Source organism: Stenotrophomonas sp. YJH_SMC_82, from assembly GCF_059368875.1.
In genome coordinates, this window is record NZ_JCAFSE010000002.1 from 476917 (window position 1) to 495063 (window position 18147).

The following is an 18147-nucleotide window of genomic DNA, read 5'->3' on the forward strand; positions in this document are numbered from 1 at the left end:
TAATTCCACGCCAGAAAGGCGACAGCGTAACGGCCCAGGCGCCTGCCCGCCAAGACGGGATCAGGAGCCCAGTGCGACTGCGGCCGGTTCCAGTTCGCCATCGGCGCCGGTCCAGGCCTGCCGCAGGCGCTCGAAGCCACCGCTGCCAAGCAGGAAGCCCGGCCACGCCGATTCAACGATCTGTGCCAGCAGCTCCGCATCAATGCGCCGGGTTCCCATCGACCAGCGCGGAAACGCCCGCTGCGCCACCGGCGCGCGGCACAGCACCTTCAGCTGGCCGTGGCTGCGCGCATTGACGATGCGCTGGTACACCGAATCGATACCGTCCTCCGGGCCTTCCAGGTACTGCAGGAAACGGCTGCCATCGAACATCAGCACACCGGTGACACCGGCTACACGGTTGAATGCCGTGGCATCGGCCAGCAGGCGGTCAAGATCGGTTGTCTGCAGATCGGCGCGGGCCTCACTGGCATAGGCAATCGCGTGCAGCGACATCGTGCGGCTCCCCCCCTGGGAACGATGGTTGGGACTATGACATGAATGGGAGCGACAGTTAAACACGCTGCCGCTCCACGGCAATCCAGCTGCGATTCTGCAGCTGGGCTACAATCGGCGCCGCGCTGCAGGCCCGGATGGCGAAACTGGTAGACGCATCGGACTTAAAATCCGCCGGGGGCAACCCCATGCCGGTTCGATTCCGGCTCCGGGCACCAACCGCGCTGCGCGAGTACACCTTAGATTGCACGCGAGTAACGCGGCTGTTCATGCGCCGCGCGCAGGTAGGGGTCGAAACACATTGCCAGCAGCCGCAGCAGCGGCCGACCCGGCTCGCTGGCGCGCACTACACCGTCGCGGTATTCGGCCAGGCCGTCTTCCTGCAACCGCTGCACCGAACGCAGGTCCTCGGCGAAGTACTGCTCGAAATCGACGCCATGGCGCTGGCCCAGCACGGCACCGTCCACCTCGCCCTGGCACATCAGCTGCTGGATGAGTTCAGCGCGCAGCTGGTCGTCGGCGCTCAGTGCCACGCCGCGCCAGACCGGCAGCTGGCCCTGGTCCACCGCGTCCTCCCACGACGGCAGGTCACGCGGATTCTGGCTGTAGGTGGCACCGATATGACTGATCGCACTCACGCCCAGGCCGAGCAGGTCGGTATCGGCGTGGGTGGTATAGCCCATGAAGTTGCGATGCAGCTGGCCGGCACGCTGCGCGCGCGACAGGTCCTCTTCCGGCAGCGCGAAGTGATCCATGCCGATGTACTGGTAACCCGCAGCAGAAAGCTTCTCCACCGCCAGGCCCAGCAGCGCCAGCTTGTCTTCCGGTGAAGGCAACCGGCGCTCGTCGATCTGCTTCTGCGCGCGGAACAGGTGTGGCAGGTGTGCGTAGCCATACACCGCCAGGCGATCCGGTCGCAATGCCAGCACTCGTTCCAGGGTGCGGCCGAATCCCTGCAGGCTCTGTCCAGGCAGCCCATAGATCAGGTCGACGTTGACAGAGCGCATGCCGCTGTCGCGGCAGGCATGCAGGATGTCCAGCGTCTGCTGCACGCCCTGTATGCGGTTGATCGATTCCTGCACATGCGGATCGAAATCCTGCACGCCCAGGCTGGCCCGGTTGAAGCCCAGCCGCGCCAGCATGGCGACATCGCGGGTATCGATGAAGCGCGGATCGAGTTCGATCGAGAAATCGCGCTGCGGCGAATCGCTGAAATCGAAGCGCCGGCGCAGCCCCTCCACCAGCGTGGTCATCGCCTCGGCCTCGAGGAAGTTCGGCGTACCACCGCCCAGATGCAGCTGGATGACCTCACGGCCGTCCTCGAACTGCGGCGCCAGCAGGTCGGCCTCGGCCAGCACGCGCGCGACGTAGCTGTGGCCCCGACCGCGGTCGCGGGTGATCACCCGGTTGCAGCCGCAGTAGAAGCAGGGGCTGGAGCAGAACGGCACATGCACGTACAGCGACAGCGCGCGCGCCAGCTGGTTGCTGTCGGCGATCGCCTGGCGCAGCGCCGGCGCGTCGAAGCCATCGTGGAAGTGCGGCGCGGTCGGATACGAGGTGTAGCGCGGCCCCGGCCGGTCATGCCGGCGCAGCAGGTCGGGGTCGAAGGTCCAGGCCAGGCCACCGGCGGCGGGAGAGAACGTGTCCATGCCGCCAGCATCGCGCCGGACGGCCATGACCGCCTTGACCCAGATCAATCGCGGGTGGGGATTCCCAGCACCGGCAGGCCCACCTGCGGCCAGCGCAGCATCTGGTAGCGCTTCCAGAAGGTGTCACCGATGCGCGCGGCGACGTCGTTGGCCAGCTCCTGCATCGGCGGGTTGCCGCACTCGGCGGTGGTGATCCGGAACAGCACCAGCCAGCGATCGAACAAGTCCTTGTCCAGCTCGATGGCCATGTGCTTGGACATCGGCGAGCCCTTGAAGCGGCGCGTGCCGCGCAGCATCGCCGACCAGAAATCGACCAGCTGCGCCAGATGTTCCGGCCAGTCCTGGACATGCGCCTGGAACACCGGCCCCAACCGCTCTTCCTCGCGCACGCGCGCATAGAAGTCGTGGACCAGGCGGGTCACTTCCTGCTCGGTGCACAGCCCGGGCGAGGCGACGGGCAGGACAGGTGGCGGTATTGCGTTCATCGGGGTACCCAAAGCGTGCCGGCAGTGTGCCGCAGCCGGCCGGCACCGCCGTTGATCCAGATCAATGTCGGCGCAGTCCGCTGCACCTAGGCTGCCACGATTGCAGGAAGCATGCCCTGCGGATGCTGCGCCGGCCTCGGCGGAGTATACGCGCCGCCCTCATTCCGATCCGGGACAGCATGAACAGACCCTCTCCCAGCCGCCGCCAGCAGCTGATCCAGCACTGGGGCGCCATCCTCTGGCCCAGCTTCATCGCTGCCGGCCTGGCCAGCGTGGTGTTCTTCGCCTTCGTCGACCCGCTGCGGTTGCAGGCGATCAGCTTCCCGGGCAAGGCGATCAGCCGTGAACTGGGCTATACGGCAGGATTCTTCATGTTCTGGTCGGTGACCGCACTTTCCAGCGCAGTCACCTGGTACCTGCAGCGGCCCCTGCCGAGCGATGACGACGACGAGCTGCCGCTGGGATGAGTACGCCCTGTACCGGAACCGGAACCCCACGCCCCTGGCGTTGGCGCGGCGCGCTCAGCGCGCTCTTGCTGATTCTGTTCTATGCCCTGCCATGGCTGCGCTGGAATGGACACCAGGCCCTGCTGCTGGACATCAACGCACGGCGCTTCGACCTGTTCGGCTGGACGTTGTGGCCCGGCGATGTCGGCGTGCTGATCGGGTTGCTGGCGGTGCTGGCGGTGGGCCTTGCGCTGCTCACCCACCTCGCCGGCCGCATCTGGTGCGGTCATGCCTGCCCGCAGACGCTGTGGCGTCGTGCCTTCGACTGGATCGCGCACGGCATGGCCAAGGTCTTGCCAGTGCCAGCCGTGCGCCCGGCCACCCAGGTCGCCTGGGGGTTGCTGTCGCTGTGGACTGGCATCACCTTCGTCGGCCTGTTCAGCCCGATCGCCGGACTGCTGACCGCCGCTCCGCATGCCGGCTGGAGCGGCTGGGAAACATTCTGGGTGCTGTTCTATGCCGCCGCCACCTGGGGCAATGCCGGCTTCCTGCGCGAGCAGGTGTGCCGTTCGCTGTGCCCGTTCGCGCGCATGCAACCACTGCTGATCGATCCACATACACCACGCATGCTGTACGACGCGCGCCGCGGCGAACCGCGCGGCATGCGCCCTCCGGGCATGGGGGGCGTGCTCGGACGCGGACGCGGCCTGCTCGACCCGACCACCGCACAGGACTACGTGTTCCGCGCCGCACATCCGCTGCTGGCCGGACCGATGCCCACCTTCAGCGCCGATCGCTTGGGCGACTGCACCGACTGCGCCGCGTGTGTCAGCGCCTGCCCGATGCAGCTGGACATCCGCCAGGGACCGCAGGCCGATTGCCTGGCCTGCGGCGCCTGCCTGGACGCCTGCTCGCGGCAGCAGCACCAGGCCGGTTTCGGCCCGGGGCTGGTGCGCTACTGCAGCCCGCAGGCCATGGCCGGGCAACCGCGGCAATGGTGGCGACCGCGGACCCTGGCACTGCTGTCAATGCTGCTGGCGCTGTTGGCCTGTGGCGCCTGGCGCCTGCTTTGAATCAACGGGTCAACGCGGCCCGTTGGCGTGCGGCGGCACCAGCTGTGCACGTCGGACGATGCCGAGCTGTTCGATGATCAGCGCCATTTCATTGGTGACTTCGGTACGCTCGGTCCCTTGCGGGACCAGGCGGTCCAGCACCTGCTGGTAGGTATCCCAGAACGCCGGACCGCATCCGTGTTTGTGATAACTGGCTTCCAGTTCGCGGCGTACCCGTTCAGCCAAGCCATGCATGCCGTATTCCATACGACCTCCGTTGGACTTGTTCTGCATCGTTGACGGTCTACCGACTCACTTGCGAGCTACTGAAAGACTCCCGGGCTTCACGCCCGGTTGATGCCAATTAGTCATAGATTTCACGACAGGTCAATTACATGCAGCGACTTTCGTGATCGAAATTATTAATCGTTCACGAAACCACATACGGGATGACAGGCTTCCCGGATGGGCCGGAGCCGACAACCTACCCGATTCCTCCAGCCTCTGCCCTGGTAGGCCTCATCGATAGCCCGACCCCGTTCCATCGAAGTTTCCTATGTTGCTAAGCATACTTAGCAAATGGCACTTAGAGTGCTATATGCGACAAAAGGCGGCGCAGTTGAGGCTTATTCGCCCTGCGTGGCTTCAGTTGCCGGGAACAGGTTGGGATAGCGCTGATGCAGGATGTATTGGCGTAACGCAGGAATCGGGAAATCCTTGGGCCATTGCGACACTGCAGATCGGCTTATGCCAAAGAAGCGCGCCAGTTCGGCATCGGTGCGGAAACCCAGCCGGGTGCGCACCTGCCCCTTGCTCCAGAATTCGGTCACGGTCGGCCCTTCTGTTAACCAGACTTATTCTTGGAACAAGGGATCTTTGCGATCCACGCGTTAAGCTGGCTTGCATAGATGAATACTCTCGGCCAACGACTCGCCATTGCCATGAAGAAAGCCGGGCACCCTCGCCCGGCCGATCTGGCCCGCGCCGCCGATTCGACGACGGCAACCATCAGCAACTGGCTCAACGACCACGTCAGCCCCGCCCATGTGAAGGCCGAACAGCTGTTCCGCATCGCCGATGCGGCCAAGCTGGACGCGCGTGAACTGCTGTATGGCGTGAGCGGGCTTGGCGTCGGTGAGCGGGGCAATACCTATATCCCCAGCCAGGCCCACCTGGATGTCTGGCAGGACGCCTACGAACTGGTCAGCCATCTGGTGGAAGAGAAGGGCCTGGAGATCGACCACCGCCGCCACGCGGCCCTGGACCTGCTGGCCTTCGAACTGCTGATGGACGGCTTCAGCCGCAGCAAGGTCATCCGGGTGCTGACGACCTCGATGACGTGAATGCACTACCGCTGGTAGCATGGTCGCCGATGGGGATGGGGCTCCCCCGATAACCGCCTGAAAGGGCTGATGGCTCCTGCCAGGACGAACCGGCGTTCGTCGATGGCAGGCCGTGCCTGCCCTCGGCGTTCGCCATCGAATCAGCGAACCCGTACCCGAGGCACGTGATGCACGCATTGAACAACTACTTGCTGGTCTTCATCGGCGGCGGGCTCGGCGCCTGCCTTCGCCATGCCTGCAACCTGATCGGTACGCGGGTGGCAGTCGGCAGCCCGTGGCCATGGTCGACCTTCCTGATCAACATCAGCGGCGCGCTGCTGATGGGCGTGCTGGTCGAAGCCTTCGCCCTGCGCAATGGCGCCTCGCCGCAGCTGCGCCTGCTGCTGGCCACCGGCGTTCTCGGCGGCTACACCACGTTCTCCACCTATGCGCTGGAAATCGGCGTGCTGCTGCAGCGCGGCCAGCACGGCCTGGCAGCGTTGTACGCCGGCGGTTCGGTGGCACTGGGCCTGGTCGGCCTGTTCGGTGGCATGAAACTGGCCCGGCTGGTGCTGGGCTGAGACTCAGGCCGCGCCGGCGCGGGCCTGCCCGCGCCACTCGCGCGGCGACTGCCCGGTGTGCGCCTTGAATGCGCGCGACAGCGCGGCTTCGCTGCCGTACCCCACATCGTCGGCAATCCGCTTGAGCGGTCTGCCCTGGCGCAGTGCCTGCTGCGCCAGGCCCACCCGCCAGCCCTGCAGGTATTGACCGGGCGTGGTGCCCATCGCCTCACGGAAACTGGCAGCAAACACGCTGCGTGACATGCCGGCGACCTCGGCCAGGTCTTCCAGGGTCCAGGACTGTGCGGGCGCCTCATGCATCGCCACCAGCGCCAGCCGCAGCCGCGGATGACCCAGCCCGGCAAACAGGCCACCACGCATTTCGCCACCTTCCATCAGCTGGCGCAGCACCTGGATCATCACCACCTCGAACAGCCGGTTGACCATCGCCGCACGCCCGCAGCGCTGCTCGAAGGCTTCCTCGAACAGCAGTTCCAGCGCTGCGTTGCCGCCGTACAGATCAGCCAGCGGCAGGCAGATGAAATCGGGCAATGCGGCGCTGATCGGGTTGAGCCGTCCACCCTCGAAATGCAGGTTGGCGCAGGCCATGTCGGCGCCGTGCTGCGGATCGGTACTGAACCGATGCGGCATCGGCCGCGGGTACAGCAGGAGGCTCGGCACCTCGACCTGCACGGTCTGCTGGCCGTGGCTGACCTGCAGCGGGCCACGTCGCACCAGGTGCAACTGCCCGGCTTCATCCTCGCCCTCCAGCGTGTTGATGCCGCACAGCGCGCCGGCATGGAACACCGAGGCGGTGACCGAAAAACGTTCCAGCAGAATGGCGAGACGGTCGACCATGACGGGACTCCGGGTCAAGCGAGACTAACTCAATGTGACAGATCGTATCGGAATCGGCGGTTGAGGGGGGCACTGGCTGAGTGATCCGTCTCGAATTCATGCAGCTGCGCCAGCATGACGACGGCCGCCTGGTGCTGCGCTACGCCGGGCCTGCCTCGGTATAGCGCATCACCACGAAGCGCTCTTCCGCGGCCGGTGCAACGAAGTGGCGGGTGATACGTTCGAACTCCTCGTCGCTGGCCTGGAACGGATGTTCGCCGAGAGCATTGCGCGCGCGCATCCGCGCCTTACAGACCTCGTCGGCAACATCCAGGAAATGCAGCTGGTGCGCGGTTCCCTCCGGTTCGAACAGCTCGCGCGCCCATGCCCGCGCGGCCGGCGTGTTGAAAGGGAAATCGAGCACCACCGAAACACCGGCCTGCAGCAATGCGCGCAGATGATCGGCCAGCACATTGCGCAACGTGGCTGCACGCTGCAGATAGTCGGCAATGGAATGGATTTCGCCCGGATACAGCGCCGCCAGCCACGTGTCTTCGCTGATCAATACGTGGCGCGGCTTCAACGCCAACTGCTGCGACAGGGTGGATTTGCCGGCACCGATCTTGCCGCACACCAGGTGCAGGGTCGGCGCAGCGTCGTTCGATGAAAGGTCGTGCATCTGCATTCTCCTTGGTGGATTCATTACCCGGGAGAGCGCTGCATGCAACCCGCCTTCCCGGGCAGGTTGCTTGGCCGTGATGACCGCGCGCTACCCCGCCTTCCCGTGGGGAATGCGGATAATCGACGCGATGCTGTGCAGGGCCATGGCGCCAGCGTAGAGCGCGGCACCGCCGACCGGCAATGCCCTGCGGCAGTGCAGCGCGCGCAAGGTGGTGCAGGGATCTATGCTCGGCGCCATTCCCGCATGGAATGACCCCGATGCGACCCTTGCTTCGATGCGCACTTGCCCTCTGCCTGCTGCCCTGGATGACATCGCTGGCTGCACCGCCGCCAGCAGCGCGTACGCTCAGCGGCGAGCGGCAGGGCGCACCGTGGCGGCTGGATGTGCCTGCCGACTGGAACGGCGACCTGGTAATGCTGGCCCATGGCTATGAACCGGTCGGCGTGCCGCGCACCGCCCCCATGGCGGCCAATGACAGCACCGCACCACTGCTGGCAGCAGGTTACGCCGTCGCGCAGAGCGCCTATGCCAGCCAGGGCTGGGCGGTGGCCGATGCGATCACCGACATGGAACGCCTGCGCCAGCAGGCAGTGGGTGAACTCAAGCATGTCCGCCACACCTGGATGCTGGGATTCTCCATGGGCGGTGCCGTGACCATCGGAAGCCTCGAACGCTTCCCGCAGCACTACACCGGCGGTGTATCGCTGTGCGGTGCCAATCTCGGTGGCGAACAGATCGCGACCGATCTGCTGACCACGCTGGTCGCATTCGATTACTTCTTCCGCAAGGCCGATGGGCTGCCGGCCGCCGGCCTGGTATCGCGCGAAGCCGCCGCGCTGCCACAGGGCGAGTTGTACCAGGGCATCGCCAATGCCCTGCAACGTGATCCGTCGCACGCCGCAGTGCTGGCGCGGCAGCTGCAGGTGTCCCCTGATGCACTGGCCGGCGCCATCAGCCTGCACGCACTGGTGCTGCACGAACTGGCCACGCGCAGCGGCGGCATGCCGGTCGGCAACCTGGGGGTGGTGTACAGCGGATTCGGTGACGACGCCGCATTCAATGCCGGCGTTCAGCGCATCGATCCCGTGCCTGCGGCACAGGCGCATGTCCGCGACACGCTGGCAATGACCGGCGCACTGAAGCGACCGCTGGTGATCCAGTTCAACCACAACGACCCGACCATCGTGCCGCACATGCAGACGGTGTATCCGCAATTGGCCGTACGGGCTGGCGCACGCCCGCTGCCACGCGTGTTGCCGCCGGTGGGCGAAGGACACTGTGGTTTTTCTGGGGCACAGGTGGTCGACGCCTTGAAAGCAGTGCAACGCTGAGTCCATCGCGTGCCGCAACGCATCACCACCGTGCCGGAAGGGGCTGCTCGGGTGGCGTGTCTTGTTCAGCCGCCAAGGCCTCGGCCTGACCAGCATGGTGCTGCACGATGCACGCCGCCCGATCGGCATGCAGGGCCAGGCGCTGACCGTGCGAGCGCAACCATGACGGGCCCAGTCAGCCGCCCAGCGTGCCCATCGTGAAGGTGTAGCCCGAGCTCATCAGGAATTCGCGCATGCGCATTTCCGCGCGCCGCGGTGAGGCCAGGCTGGCCGGCGCATACAGCGCATACACCAGGCCCGATCCCTCGATATGCTCGCGGCGGACCTCGCAGCGGGCGGTTTCCGAGGCAATCACCCATCCGTCCTTCAGCCGCTCCGGCCCGATGGATTGCCCGTTCTTCAACCGAAAGGTCAGCCAACGCACATCTGCCATGACTTTGCTCATTTCCGTTTCGCTCCGTGGCTGAAGCGACGCGTGATGTCCTTGCTCGACATTGCGGCTCCCTGAGACGTGGAACCCGACCATAGCGCCTTTCCATGTCGTGGCCGGCTGAGACTGGCGGCCGCGGCATGCGAGCTGCCGCACGGGTTCCCTCGCGGCGTCGGAAATGGCGACGGCAGGGAGCGTCCTGCCGGCGCAGTTCACAGGCAGGGAACCCGACTCACGCAGCGCGGTCGCTGCCCTGGTTCAAGGCGTGCAGCGCATCGGCCAGCGCCTGGATTTCGGCACGCAGGGCCAGCCGCTGCAACCACCGCCCGGGGATTCCGCGCGCACCATGGAATGCGCCCGCCAGCTGCCCCGCGATGGCGGCCGTGGTGTCGGCGTCCTCGCCAAGATTGGCCGCCTCGAGTACGACGGCTTCAAAGGTGTCGTGGCGAGCAAAGCACCAGAGTGCAGCTTCGACACTGTCGACAACATAGCCATTGCCACGGATCTGCTCACGCGCGGCACCGCGGTAGCCACCCGCCGCGATCTGCTGCAGCCGCGCGCTCTCGACGGGGACATTGCTGAGATCCAGCACCGCGTCACGGGTGCCACCTGCCAACGCCCGCTCCAGCGCGACCGCCAGCAAGCGGCACGCCTCCAGGCACTCCTGCGCAGCGTGCGTCGTTCGCGAACTCAGCTCGGCCATTGCCTGCAGGTCGGGGGTCCCGGCGTAGCGCAATGCTATCGGCGCCAAACGCATGATCGAGCCATTGCCAGCGCTGCGTGGGTCGTCACTACCCGCCAGCGGATGGCCATCCTGCAGGAACCGGTCGATCGCAGCCCGCGTTGCCATACCGATATCGAAGCACTCGCCGGTCGCACTCCAGTACCCATGCCGGTACCAGTTGGCGTAGCGGTTCATCTGATCGTGCACATCGAAGGTGTCACAACGCACCAGGCTCTCGGCCAGGCACATCGCCATGGAGGTATCGTCGGTCCATTGCCCCGGCTGCAGCTGGAACGGCCCACCACCCACCATGTCGGTGATCGGGGTGAAGCTGCCACGAGGCTTGAACTCCAGCGTGGTACCGACGGCATCGCCGCACGCGAGGCCGAGCAAGGCGCCGCGGAAGTGATCAATCTGGTTCATCAGACCAGTGTAGCGCCACCGGATCCGCCATGACTGGCCGCCAGGCCGCACAACGATCGCGCAAGCGGGAAAGCAATCGTAGCCAACAAAAAAGCCCTGACCGGAGTCAGGGCTTTTCAATTGGAGGCCTCAAGCGGAATCGAACCGCTGTAAACGGATTTGCAATCCGGTGCATAGCCACTCTGCCATGAGGCCAACGTACTGCGCGCCAGGAACGGAACCCTGACAAGACAAAACCCCATGATGGGGCCTGTCGGAACATGGAGCGGGAAACGAGACTCGAACTCGCGACCTCAACCTTGGCAAGGTTGCGCTCTACCAACTGAGCTATTCCCGCGTAAGCCGACATGCTACCGGAAATCCGGAAAACACACCAGCGATTTCACCTTTCTGACTGCGCGCAAAGCCTTGCGGCTCAACGTGCCCCGCCTTGCCGTGGCGGGAGAAAAACAAGGCCCCTGCCGGGGCCCTGTAGAATCTGGAGCGGGAAACGAGACTCGAACTCGCGACCTCAACCTTGGCAAGGTTGCGCTCTACCAACTGAGCTATTCCCGCAGATTCCGTTCGACCTGCGTCGAAGGAGCGCTATTGTGTCCAAATTCCTTCACGCCGTCAACAGTCTTCACATCATGCGGTCACGGGCGTCCGCACTGGGGTACGCTGCCCCGCCCAGCCCCATGCGCCCATGTTCCTTCGCGGCAAACCCTTGTTGATCGCCCTGCTGCTGCATCTGCTGGTGGCGCTGCTGTACTGGGCATTGATTCCGCTGGGAATGAACTGGTATCGCGACCATTTTGGCTTCACCTCCCATCGCGACATCGGCCTGGGCATCGCCCAGTTCCATCTGTTCTGGATGTTCATTGGCGCCCAACTGCTGATCGCAGTGTTGCGGCCATTGTTCGCCAAGCTGCTGGTGCTGGCGGCGCCGCTGGCGTTCGCCAGCTGGACGCTGATGCACGACCATCCGCTGCGCCTGGTGTACTTCACCGTTGGACCTGGCCTGCTGGCACTGGCCGCAATCGCCGCAAGCCTGCGCTATTCGTCGCGGGCAACCTCCCGCTACACCACGGACACCACCGATGCCTAGACGTTACATCCGCCTGTTCTGGCTGCTGGTCGCGCTGACCTGGCTGGCGCTGATCGCCGCACTGGTCAATGCCGGCTTCACTCCGGACTACTGGCTGCTGCACCACCTGGAAGGCGCCGAACTGCCCTACCCGACCAGCACCGTCATCGTCTTCGCGTTGCTGGGCACCGTCGAACTGGTGGTAGCCGCCTTGATCGTGCGGCCGTGGAGACTGAAACGCCTGTGGCTGCGCCTGCTGATCGCCTTCGCCCTTCTGCTGCTGTGGTCGGTGCCGTGGATGCTGTCGGCGATGCATCAGCCGCCGGTACAAGGCATGCATCTGCTGTGGCTGCTGCTGTTGGACGTGGGCCTGCTGCTGGCGCTGTGCATGGTGTCGGCGGTGAGCGCGTGGCGGGCGTTCAGGCGTCGAGGGCGCGCGGATGCGCCCCCGTTGCAGCACTAGGCCTACTTCCGGAACTCCACCCGCACATGCTGGCCGAAGCGCGCCTTGGCCTCGCCATCGAACTCCAGCACGCACTCCACCACCTTGGCCACGCCACGCCCCGCGTCTTCAGGCAGGCGAGCCTGCGCGAACACCGGGCTGATGCGTACCACGCGTGCGGGCGGCAGCGTGCTGGCGTTCTCGGCACCATCGCTGTCTGGCACCACGGTGGCCCTCATGCCCACCTGCACGGCATCGGCGTAGGCCGCGCTGAGTTCGGCACGTACCTGCAGCGGGCGCGCCGGCAGCAGTGATATCGCCGGCTTGCCGGCCTGCACGAAGGCGCCGAGGCCCGGCACCTGGCCGACCACGGTGCCGGCTTCCGGCGCGCTCAGCGACATCTGCTGCAGTTTCAGCCTGGCGTGTTCCAGCTTGTGCTGGGCCATGTCGACCTGCGCACCGGCCACGTCGACATCGGCGCGTACGCCAGCCAGCTGCTGCTTGGCCGCATCGGCCTGCTGGTTGGACGACACGCCTTCGCTCGCACCCGTGGACAGGCGGGTGGCATTGCGCTCCAGTTCGCGCAGCTGCGCCTGGCTGCCCTTCAGGCGGTCATTGGCCAGTGCGAGATCAGCGGTGGCCATCGCCACTTCCTGCTGCAGCAGCGCACCGTCCAGCGACAGCAGAAGCTGCCCCTTCTTCACCGTGGCGCCCTCCTTCACCAGCGCGGCGGTGATCGAACCATCCACCGGCGGCGCCAGCGCGATCAGGCCACCCTCGACATCGATGATGCCGCGCGCCACCGCAACCTTGCCGGCGGTGGCAGTGCTGGCTTTACCTGCAGGTGCCTGGGCGGGCGCGTCCCTGGAACAGGCGCAAAGCAGCAGTGCCGCGGACAGTACCAGGCTGAGGGGAAGCAGGTGCGACGTCTTGGTCATGGGGCGGACTCTACGGTTTCGTTCTGGCGGCGGTCATCACGGACCATGCCGTCTTCCATGGCGATCACCCGATCGGCATGCCGGATCAGGCGCGGATCGTGGCTCACGCACAGCACGGTGGCGCCATGCGCACGTGCGTAGCGATGCAGGATGTCGATCACGCGCTGGCCATTCTCGGCGTCCAGCGCGCTGGTGGGTTCGTCGGCGAAGATCAGTGTCGGCGACTTGGCGAAGGCACGGGCCACCGCCACGCGCTGCTTCTCACCGCCGGACAACTGCGCCGGGCGCATGTGGCTGCGGTGGCTGAGGCCCACTTCTTCCAGCGCCTTGCGCGCCAGCGGCTCGCTTTCGCGATTGCGCATGCCGCGGTAGCCCAGCGGCAGCTGCACCTGCTCCAGCGCAGTCAGTGCCGGGAACAGGTTGAAGCCCTGGAACACGAAGCCGACATGGTGCAGGCGGAAGCGCTCCACCTCGCCGCGGGTCATGTGGCCCACGTCCTGGCCCAGCGCGTGCACGCGACCGCCATCCGGCGCGGACAGGCCGGACAGCAGCGACAGCAGCGTGCTCTTGCCGCACCCCGAAGGGCCCGAGACCAGGGTCAACTCGCCCGGATAGATGTCCAGCGACAGGCCGCGCAGCACCGGCACCTGCATATCGCCGGACATGAAGCCTTTTTCCAGTGCGTCGGCCTGCAACGTTGGGGCGACGGCATGTTTGGAGGTCATCGGCCGGTCCTCAACGCAGCAGCAACGATGGATCGGAGCGGACCACACTGCGTACCGCCATGATGCTCGACAGCATGGCCATCACCGCGACCAGCGCCACGCAGCCGATGATGACCATCGGCGTCAGCTGCACCGGCACGCGCTGGGACTGTGCGATCAACAGCACGACGGTACTGAACGCCGCCGCCAGCAACATGCCCACGCCACCGATCAGCAATGCCTGCTCGAATACCACCCGTGCCAGCGCGTAGCGACCTGCGCCGAGCGCGTTGAGCGTGGCGTACTCGCGCACCGAACCAGCCACCACCGAGGCGAACGACTGGTTGGTGATCACCGCGCCGACGAAGCAGACGATGACGGCCATGAACAGCACCGCGATGCCGGCGCCGGTGTCGAACAACCAGTACTGCTGCGAACGGCTGGCGAACGCCGGCGCGGTCCAGAACTCGACCGGCGTGGCCTGGCCCATCGACGCAGCGAGGCGGTCGCGCACGCGGTCGGCCAGGTCCGGCGAGCGCAGGCCCGCCACGAAATAGGTACTACCCTCGTGCGGATCGGTACCGGCGATGGCACGCGCGGTATCCAGCGAGGCCAGCACGTTGACGCCACCGAGGCCACGCAGGCCGGGTTGCGCGGCGACCACGCGCACCGCCTTGCCATTGATCCATGCACGGTTGCTCTGCAGGTCCACGCCCAGCGTATCCAGGTCGGCGCTGTCGACGATCACCGCCCCCGGCTCGCGCAGCTGCGCGCGCAGGTCGGCAGGCAGGATGCGCGCGAACATCATTGCGTCATCGCCGGTGGAGATGCCGGACAGGTACACCGACACGTTGCCGGTACCCTGCGCGCCCGAGCGCCATTCGCCATCGACCCACTCGTAGGATTCGACGCGGGTGACATCCGGGTCCATGCGCAGGTGGCTTTCGACGTCGGCGCTGATCGCATGGCCGTAGTTGACGCTCTGGGTGCCGGGGAAGCCGGCCCAGATGTCGGCCGAGGACGCTTTCACGTAGATCGCAGCGGTACCGAAGATGCCCAGCACCAGTGCCGCCTGCACGATCAACAGCACACCGGCGAAGCACATCGCCAGCACCACCGGCAGGAACCGGCGCCACTCATAGGCCAGGGTCTTGCGGGCCAGCGCGATCATTGCGATTCGCCCTCACCCTCGACAGGCAACGGAGCACCACCGAGGGCGCGGTAGAGCGACGCAAAGGCCAGCACGCGCGCACCCTGTGCACCGATCAGGTCGGCCTGCGCGGCGAGTGCCGCACGCTGCCCGTCAAGCCCGTCGAATTCGCTGGACAGCCCCAGCTGCACCTGCCGCGCCTGCCGCTTGACCTGTTGCCCGGCGGCATCATCGGCCGCGCGCAGCGACTGGATGCTGCTGTCCTGGCGCGCCAGGCTGCCGAGCGCGCCTTCCACTTCGCTCACGCCTTCCAGCACCGCCTTGCGGTAACCCAGCAAGGCGGCATCCAGCTGCTTTTCATCGGCATGGAAGCGTGCGCGGCGCTGGCCCCAGTCCCACAGCGGAATATCGATGTACGGGCCGATCGACGGGCTCGAATCGGAATTGGAGCGGGCGTTCTGGGTGAGGTTGTAGGCGTACAGGATGGAGCCACCGAGGCTGACACGCGGATACATCGCGGCGCGTGCCGAACCCTTGCTGGCAGCAGCCTGCATCACCTCCGATTCGGCCAGCAGGATCTGCGGCCGATGGCGCAGCAGATCGGCCGGGACCTGCTGCAGCGAGAAGGCACCCAGCGTCGGCGGCGTGCGATAGGCACGCCAGGCCAGGTCCGGGCCATCGCGTCCCAGCAGCAAAGCCAACGCACGGGCAGCGTTGTCCGCGTTTTCCCGTGCCTGCGCCGTGGCCGCGCGGGTGGCGGCCTGGCGTGCACGCAGGCGATCAAGTTCGCCGGGCTCATCAAGGCGCAGGCGCTGGCGTACCAGGGCCAACTGTTCGCCGCGATCGTCCACCGCCTGCTGGCGGGCCAACAGGTCCTGCTGGGCCTGCGCCACGGTCAGATCCAGATAGCTGCGCACCACGTCGGCGATCACCGCGACCTGCGCGGCACCACGCAGCGCCTCGGCGTTGCCGGCCGACGCCTGTGCACTCAACTGCGCGCTCTCGGCGGCGCCGAACAGGCCCAGGTCCCAGATCGCTTCGATACCCGCGTGGAAGTAGGTGTCGACCGCAGCGGCATCCTGCACCTGCTTGGCGCTGGCCGTGATTTCCGGCAGGAAGCGCGAATCGGACGTGCCGGCGACAATCCGCACGGCCTGCAGGCGCAGCGTGGCCTGCTGCAGGTCGAGGTTGCCGGCGATGGCCTGATCGACCAGTCCATCCAGCGCTGGGTCGGACAACACTTTCCACCACTGTTTGGCGTCCACCGCCACGCCTTGGCCCTGCGGCACCTGGGTCCAGGTGCTGGGCGTGCGATCAGGCAGATCCGGAACCGGCACCGACATGCAGCCCGCCAATGCGAGACTTGCGAGCAGCGCGCCGGGTCGCAGCACTGCCTGCAGGGAGAGTCCGCGCCCCGTCCTGGGCACTGCCACTGAAGTGATACGCCTGACCACCAGCCCGCCAACGTGTAGAAGGAGCATGAAGGCTACCGTGCGATTGTGGAGCGAACATGGAGAAATGGTCCGAAAAAGGTCACAGCACGCATGCGGTTCAGGCAACGATGGCGTTGGCCTTTCGCCAGCCTTTCAGTGCCTGCAGCAGGCGGAACACTGGTGCGGATTCCAGGTCATTGCGTCTGTTGCAGCCCCTCGTGCCAGGTGCTTCCGATCGTCCCCACGATCGCTGCGCCCCCGTCATGCCGATTGCGACACCAATGTCGGAATCGCACCCAGCTGCAGACTTACCACGCCCACCATGAAAATGTCGTGGCCCGCCTGTAGCGACCCGCCTGGCCAACGTCATGACAAACGAAAAACGCCCCCTTGCGGGAGCGTTTTTCTTGAATCTGGAGCGGGAAACGAGACTCGAACTCGCGACCTCAACCTTGGCAAGGTTGCGCTCTACCAACTGAGCTATTCCCGCAGATTCCGTTCGACCTGCGTCGAAGGAGCGCTATTGTGTCGATATTGCTGCACGGCGTCAACAGGAATTTTCACGTGAACCGAAGGACGGCGTTCAGGCGCCCCCTGCCTGCTCGCTTTACGTGCGCAGGCCACGTCGGTGGAAATAGACCTGCTCGGCGATGCGACGCGTGGCGGCCGTGTGCAGCAGTGCATTGAGCGGCCAATCGGCCTGCAGGTGATCCATCGCCCAGCGCAGCAGGCGCTTGCCACCGAAGGCCGGGGCCGCCTGCCGCGCCACCCGCTCGGCGTCCGGCCCCTGGCCGCGCAGATGCCGCGCGATCGCCTCGCCGACCGTCCAACCGTGCCGCCACGAGGAATGGATGCCGCCGGCCGAGAGCGGCGAGACGATGCCCGCCGCGTCACCGGTCAGGATCAGGCGGGGCCCGCTGATCGGGCCGTCCGGCCGGCCGCAGGGCACCAGACCGGCGCGGGTGGCCGAAGGACGCGCCGAGGCCGGAATGCCGACCACATCGCGCACATGCTCAAGGAAACCATCGATATCTGGCGGCCGCACCCGGTCCGGATCATGGCGCACTGCCAACCCGACCTGCAGCCCGGTCGGATTCTGCGCGACCCAGCCGATGTAGCCCGGTGCGTGGCGCTTGCTGACGAAGCAATGCAGTGCATCGCCCTGCGACACCTGCAGGCCGGCGAACTCACGCTCGACGCCGTAGAGGTTGTCACGCACCTGGCCAAGCCCGGTGCGTTGTGCCACGCGTGAGCGTGCGCCGTCAGCGCCAACCAGATAGGCGCATCGCCCTGCCCCATCCACCTGCCAGCTGTCACCACTGCGATGGGCGTCGGTGAAGGACTGCTGCAGGCGCAGGTCGACGCCGTTCGCATGCAGCTCGCTGGCCAGCCAGCGCATCAGGTTCGGCGTATCGGTGGTGAGGAAGTAATAGCCCGGTGCGGCCAGCAACACGCTGCGAAGGTTCGGCGCATACAGGCGCACGTTTGCGACCCGGTCCACCAGATGTTCGGGCATGCGCCCCAGCCAGGTCTCCTCCATCGCTTCTTTCACCACGATACCGGTGGTGTGCAGGCGCTCGCCGGGGTCGACCTTGCGTTCCAGCACGCAGACGCGCAGACCGTACTGCGCGGCGGCCAAGGCGCAGGCGGCACCGGCGAAACTGGCGCCGACGATGACCACATCGTGGTCGTAAGCAGAGGATTGATGAGGCATCGCGGCATCGCCGGGCTGGAACGGAGATACAGCTTCGCGAGCACGCGTGGTGAGGCGATGGGGTGGCGGTGAAGCAGGGATGAAGTGCCCTGCACACAAACGAAAAAACGCTCCCTTCCGGGAGCGTTCTTCTTGAATCTGGAGCGGGAAACGAGACTCGAACTCGCGACCTCAACCTTGGCAAGGTTGCGCTCTACCAACTGAGCTATTCCCGCTTGGGAGGCGAAATTCTACCTGTTCCAAGGATGGCGTCAAGCGGTTTTT

At 66.0% G+C, this 18147-nt stretch carries 21 protein-coding genes, 6 tRNA genes and 1 riboswitch; of the genes, 8 read left to right on the forward strand and 19 right to left on the reverse strand.

All coding sequences use genetic code 11. The features are described 5' to 3' along the window. Positions 1 to 60 precede the first annotated feature (60 nt). Complete coding sequence (locus AC5P53_RS09865; protein WP_014646679.1) at positions 61 to 495, reverse strand: BLUF domain-containing protein; 435 nt, start codon at positions 493 to 495, stop codon at positions 61 to 63. 131 nt (positions 496 to 626) lie between these two features. Between AC5P53_RS09865 and AC5P53_RS09870 the strand changes: the two genes are divergently transcribed. Continuing rightward, positions 627 to 713 (forward strand) — tRNA-Leu (locus AC5P53_RS09870). A gap of 21 nt (positions 714 to 734) precedes the next feature. On the opposite strand, the gene hemN is transcribed toward AC5P53_RS09870, so the two are convergent. Together hemN and AC5P53_RS09880 are read right to left on the reverse strand one after the other, a co-directional pair. Continuing rightward, the gene (gene hemN / locus AC5P53_RS09875) at positions 735 to 2144 is read right to left on the reverse strand and encodes an oxygen-independent coproporphyrinogen III oxidase (RefSeq protein ID WP_041864131.1); all 1410 of its coding nucleotides are present in this window, start codon (positions 2142 to 2144) and stop codon (positions 735 to 737) included. A gap of 44 nt (positions 2145 to 2188) precedes the next feature. Then, positions 2189 to 2629: a group III truncated hemoglobin gene (locus AC5P53_RS09880; RefSeq protein WP_134808707.1), complete on the reverse strand. Its 441-nt coding sequence runs from the start codon at positions 2627 to 2629 to the stop codon at positions 2189 to 2191. Positions 2630 to 2808: 179 nt separating this feature from the next. On the opposite strand from AC5P53_RS09880, the gene AC5P53_RS09885 reads away from it, so the two are divergent. Then, entirely contained in the window at positions 2809 to 3096 is a 288-nt protein-coding gene (locus tag AC5P53_RS09885; RefSeq protein ID WP_134808706.1) for a hypothetical protein, read from the forward strand. Then, positions 3093 to 4148, forward strand: a complete 1056-nt coding sequence (locus tag AC5P53_RS09890; protein WP_241886667.1) for a 4Fe-4S dicluster domain-containing protein — start codon at positions 3093 to 3095, stop codon at positions 4146 to 4148. The genes AC5P53_RS09885 and AC5P53_RS09890 overlap by 4 nt, the downstream gene beginning before the upstream one ends. Before the next feature lie 9 nt (positions 4149 to 4157). Here the strand turns inward: AC5P53_RS09890 and AC5P53_RS09895 are convergent, their stop codons facing one another. Continuing rightward, positions 4158 to 4394, reverse strand: coding sequence for a hypothetical protein (locus AC5P53_RS09895; protein ID WP_005416001.1), 237 nt, complete (start codon positions 4392 to 4394; stop codon positions 4158 to 4160). 359 nt (positions 4395 to 4753) lie between these two features. Next, the gene (locus AC5P53_RS09900) at positions 4754 to 4957 is read right to left on the reverse strand and encodes a helix-turn-helix domain-containing protein (protein WP_014646673.1); all 204 of its coding nucleotides are present in this window, start codon (positions 4955 to 4957) and stop codon (positions 4754 to 4756) included. Positions 4958 to 5068: 111 nt separating this feature from the next. Here AC5P53_RS09900 and AC5P53_RS09905 point away from each other — a divergent pair, with 111 nt between their 5' ends. Together AC5P53_RS09905 and crcB are read left to right on the forward strand one after the other, a co-directional pair. Continuing rightward, positions 5069 to 5470: a helix-turn-helix domain-containing protein gene (locus tag AC5P53_RS09905; protein WP_005415999.1), complete on the forward strand. Its 402-nt coding sequence runs from the start codon at positions 5069 to 5071 to the stop codon at positions 5468 to 5470. A gap of 22 nt (positions 5471 to 5492) precedes the next feature. Continuing rightward, positions 5493 to 5556: riboswitch (Fluoride riboswitch) on the forward strand. A gap of 81 nt (positions 5557 to 5637) precedes the next feature. Next, positions 5638 to 6030: a fluoride efflux transporter CrcB gene (crcB, locus tag AC5P53_RS09910; protein WP_014646672.1), complete on the forward strand. Its 393-nt coding sequence runs from the start codon at positions 5638 to 5640 to the stop codon at positions 6028 to 6030. A 3-nt stretch (positions 6031 to 6033) separates the two neighbouring features. On the opposite strand, the gene AC5P53_RS09915 is transcribed toward crcB, so the two are convergent. Both AC5P53_RS09915 and AC5P53_RS09920 read right to left on the reverse strand, forming a co-directional pair. Next, positions 6034 to 6867 (reverse strand): AraC family transcriptional regulator, encoded by an 834-nt coding sequence (locus tag AC5P53_RS09915; protein ID WP_014646671.1) that lies wholly within the window; start codon positions 6865 to 6867, stop codon positions 6034 to 6036. Between the two features lie 139 nt (positions 6868 to 7006). Continuing rightward, positions 7007 to 7525 (reverse strand): ATP-binding protein, encoded by a 519-nt coding sequence (locus AC5P53_RS09920; protein WP_241886666.1) that lies wholly within the window; start codon positions 7523 to 7525, stop codon positions 7007 to 7009. Between the two features lie 260 nt (positions 7526 to 7785). Here AC5P53_RS09920 and AC5P53_RS09925 point away from each other — a divergent pair, with 260 nt between their 5' ends. Continuing rightward, complete coding sequence (locus tag AC5P53_RS09925; protein WP_241886665.1) at positions 7786 to 8859, forward strand: hypothetical protein; 1074 nt, start codon at positions 7786 to 7788, stop codon at positions 8857 to 8859. Between the two features lie 175 nt (positions 8860 to 9034). On the opposite strand, the gene AC5P53_RS09930 is transcribed toward AC5P53_RS09925, so the two are convergent. The 5 genes from AC5P53_RS09930 to AC5P53_RS09950 all read right to left on the reverse strand — a co-directional run bounded on the left by AC5P53_RS09930 (position 9035) and on the right by AC5P53_RS09950 (position 10991). After that, positions 9035 to 9304 carry a hypothetical protein gene (locus tag AC5P53_RS09930; RefSeq protein ID WP_032959304.1) on the reverse strand — a complete coding sequence of 90 codons (270 nt, stop codon included), beginning with the start codon at positions 9302 to 9304 and terminating at the stop codon, positions 9035 to 9037. A gap of 217 nt (positions 9305 to 9521) precedes the next feature. Then, positions 9522 to 10436 carry an ADP-ribosylglycohydrolase family protein gene (locus AC5P53_RS09935; protein ID WP_241887014.1) on the reverse strand — a complete coding sequence of 305 codons (915 nt, stop codon included), beginning with the start codon at positions 10434 to 10436 and terminating at the stop codon, positions 9522 to 9524. 121 nt (positions 10437 to 10557) lie between these two features. Beyond that, positions 10558 to 10631 (reverse strand) — tRNA-Cys (locus AC5P53_RS09940). 66 nt (positions 10632 to 10697) lie between these two features. After that, positions 10698 to 10773 (reverse strand) — tRNA-Gly (locus AC5P53_RS09945). 142 nt (positions 10774 to 10915) lie between these two features. Then, positions 10916 to 10991 (reverse strand) — tRNA-Gly (locus tag AC5P53_RS09950). Between the two features lie 130 nt (positions 10992 to 11121). Between AC5P53_RS09950 and AC5P53_RS09955 the strand changes: the two genes are divergently transcribed. Both AC5P53_RS09955 and AC5P53_RS09960 read left to right on the forward strand, forming a co-directional pair. After that, entirely contained in the window at positions 11122 to 11523 is a 402-nt protein-coding gene (locus tag AC5P53_RS09955) for a hypothetical protein (RefSeq protein WP_197605811.1), read from the forward strand. Continuing rightward, complete coding sequence (locus tag AC5P53_RS09960) at positions 11516 to 11965, forward strand: hypothetical protein (protein ID WP_014646638.1); 450 nt, start codon at positions 11516 to 11518, stop codon at positions 11963 to 11965. The genes AC5P53_RS09955 and AC5P53_RS09960 overlap by 8 nt, the downstream gene beginning before the upstream one ends. 2 nt (positions 11966 to 11967) lie before the next feature. Here AC5P53_RS09960 and AC5P53_RS09965 read toward each other — a convergent pair whose 3' ends face one another. The 7 genes from AC5P53_RS09965 to AC5P53_RS09995 form a co-directional block, all read right to left on the reverse strand. Then, positions 11968 to 12882, reverse strand: a complete 915-nt coding sequence (locus tag AC5P53_RS09965; protein ID WP_014646637.1) for an HlyD family secretion protein — start codon at positions 12880 to 12882, stop codon at positions 11968 to 11970. Then, positions 12879 to 13607, reverse strand: a complete 729-nt coding sequence (locus AC5P53_RS09970) for an ABC transporter ATP-binding protein (RefSeq protein ID WP_049404602.1) — start codon at positions 13605 to 13607, stop codon at positions 12879 to 12881. Before AC5P53_RS09970 ends, AC5P53_RS09965 begins: the two co-directional genes overlap by 4 nt. A 10-nt stretch (positions 13608 to 13617) precedes the next feature. Then, positions 13618 to 14757, reverse strand: coding sequence for an ABC transporter permease (locus AC5P53_RS09975; RefSeq protein ID WP_111205961.1), 1140 nt, complete (start codon positions 14755 to 14757; stop codon positions 13618 to 13620). Beyond that, complete coding sequence (locus AC5P53_RS09980; protein ID WP_049442258.1) at positions 14754 to 16217, reverse strand: efflux transporter outer membrane subunit; 1464 nt, start codon at positions 16215 to 16217, stop codon at positions 14754 to 14756. Before AC5P53_RS09980 ends, AC5P53_RS09975 begins: the two co-directional genes overlap by 4 nt. A gap of 366 nt (positions 16218 to 16583) precedes the next feature. Beyond that, positions 16584 to 16659: transfer RNA gene (locus tag AC5P53_RS09985), tRNA-Gly, on the reverse strand. A 117-nt stretch (positions 16660 to 16776) separates the two neighbouring features. Then, positions 16777 to 17883 carry an NAD(P)/FAD-dependent oxidoreductase gene (locus AC5P53_RS09990; RefSeq protein ID WP_241886664.1) on the reverse strand — a complete coding sequence of 369 codons (1107 nt, stop codon included), beginning with the start codon at positions 17881 to 17883 and terminating at the stop codon, positions 16777 to 16779. A gap of 139 nt (positions 17884 to 18022) precedes the next feature. Further along, positions 18023 to 18098: transfer RNA gene (locus AC5P53_RS09995), tRNA-Gly, on the reverse strand. Positions 18099 to 18147: the final 49 nt, after the last annotated feature.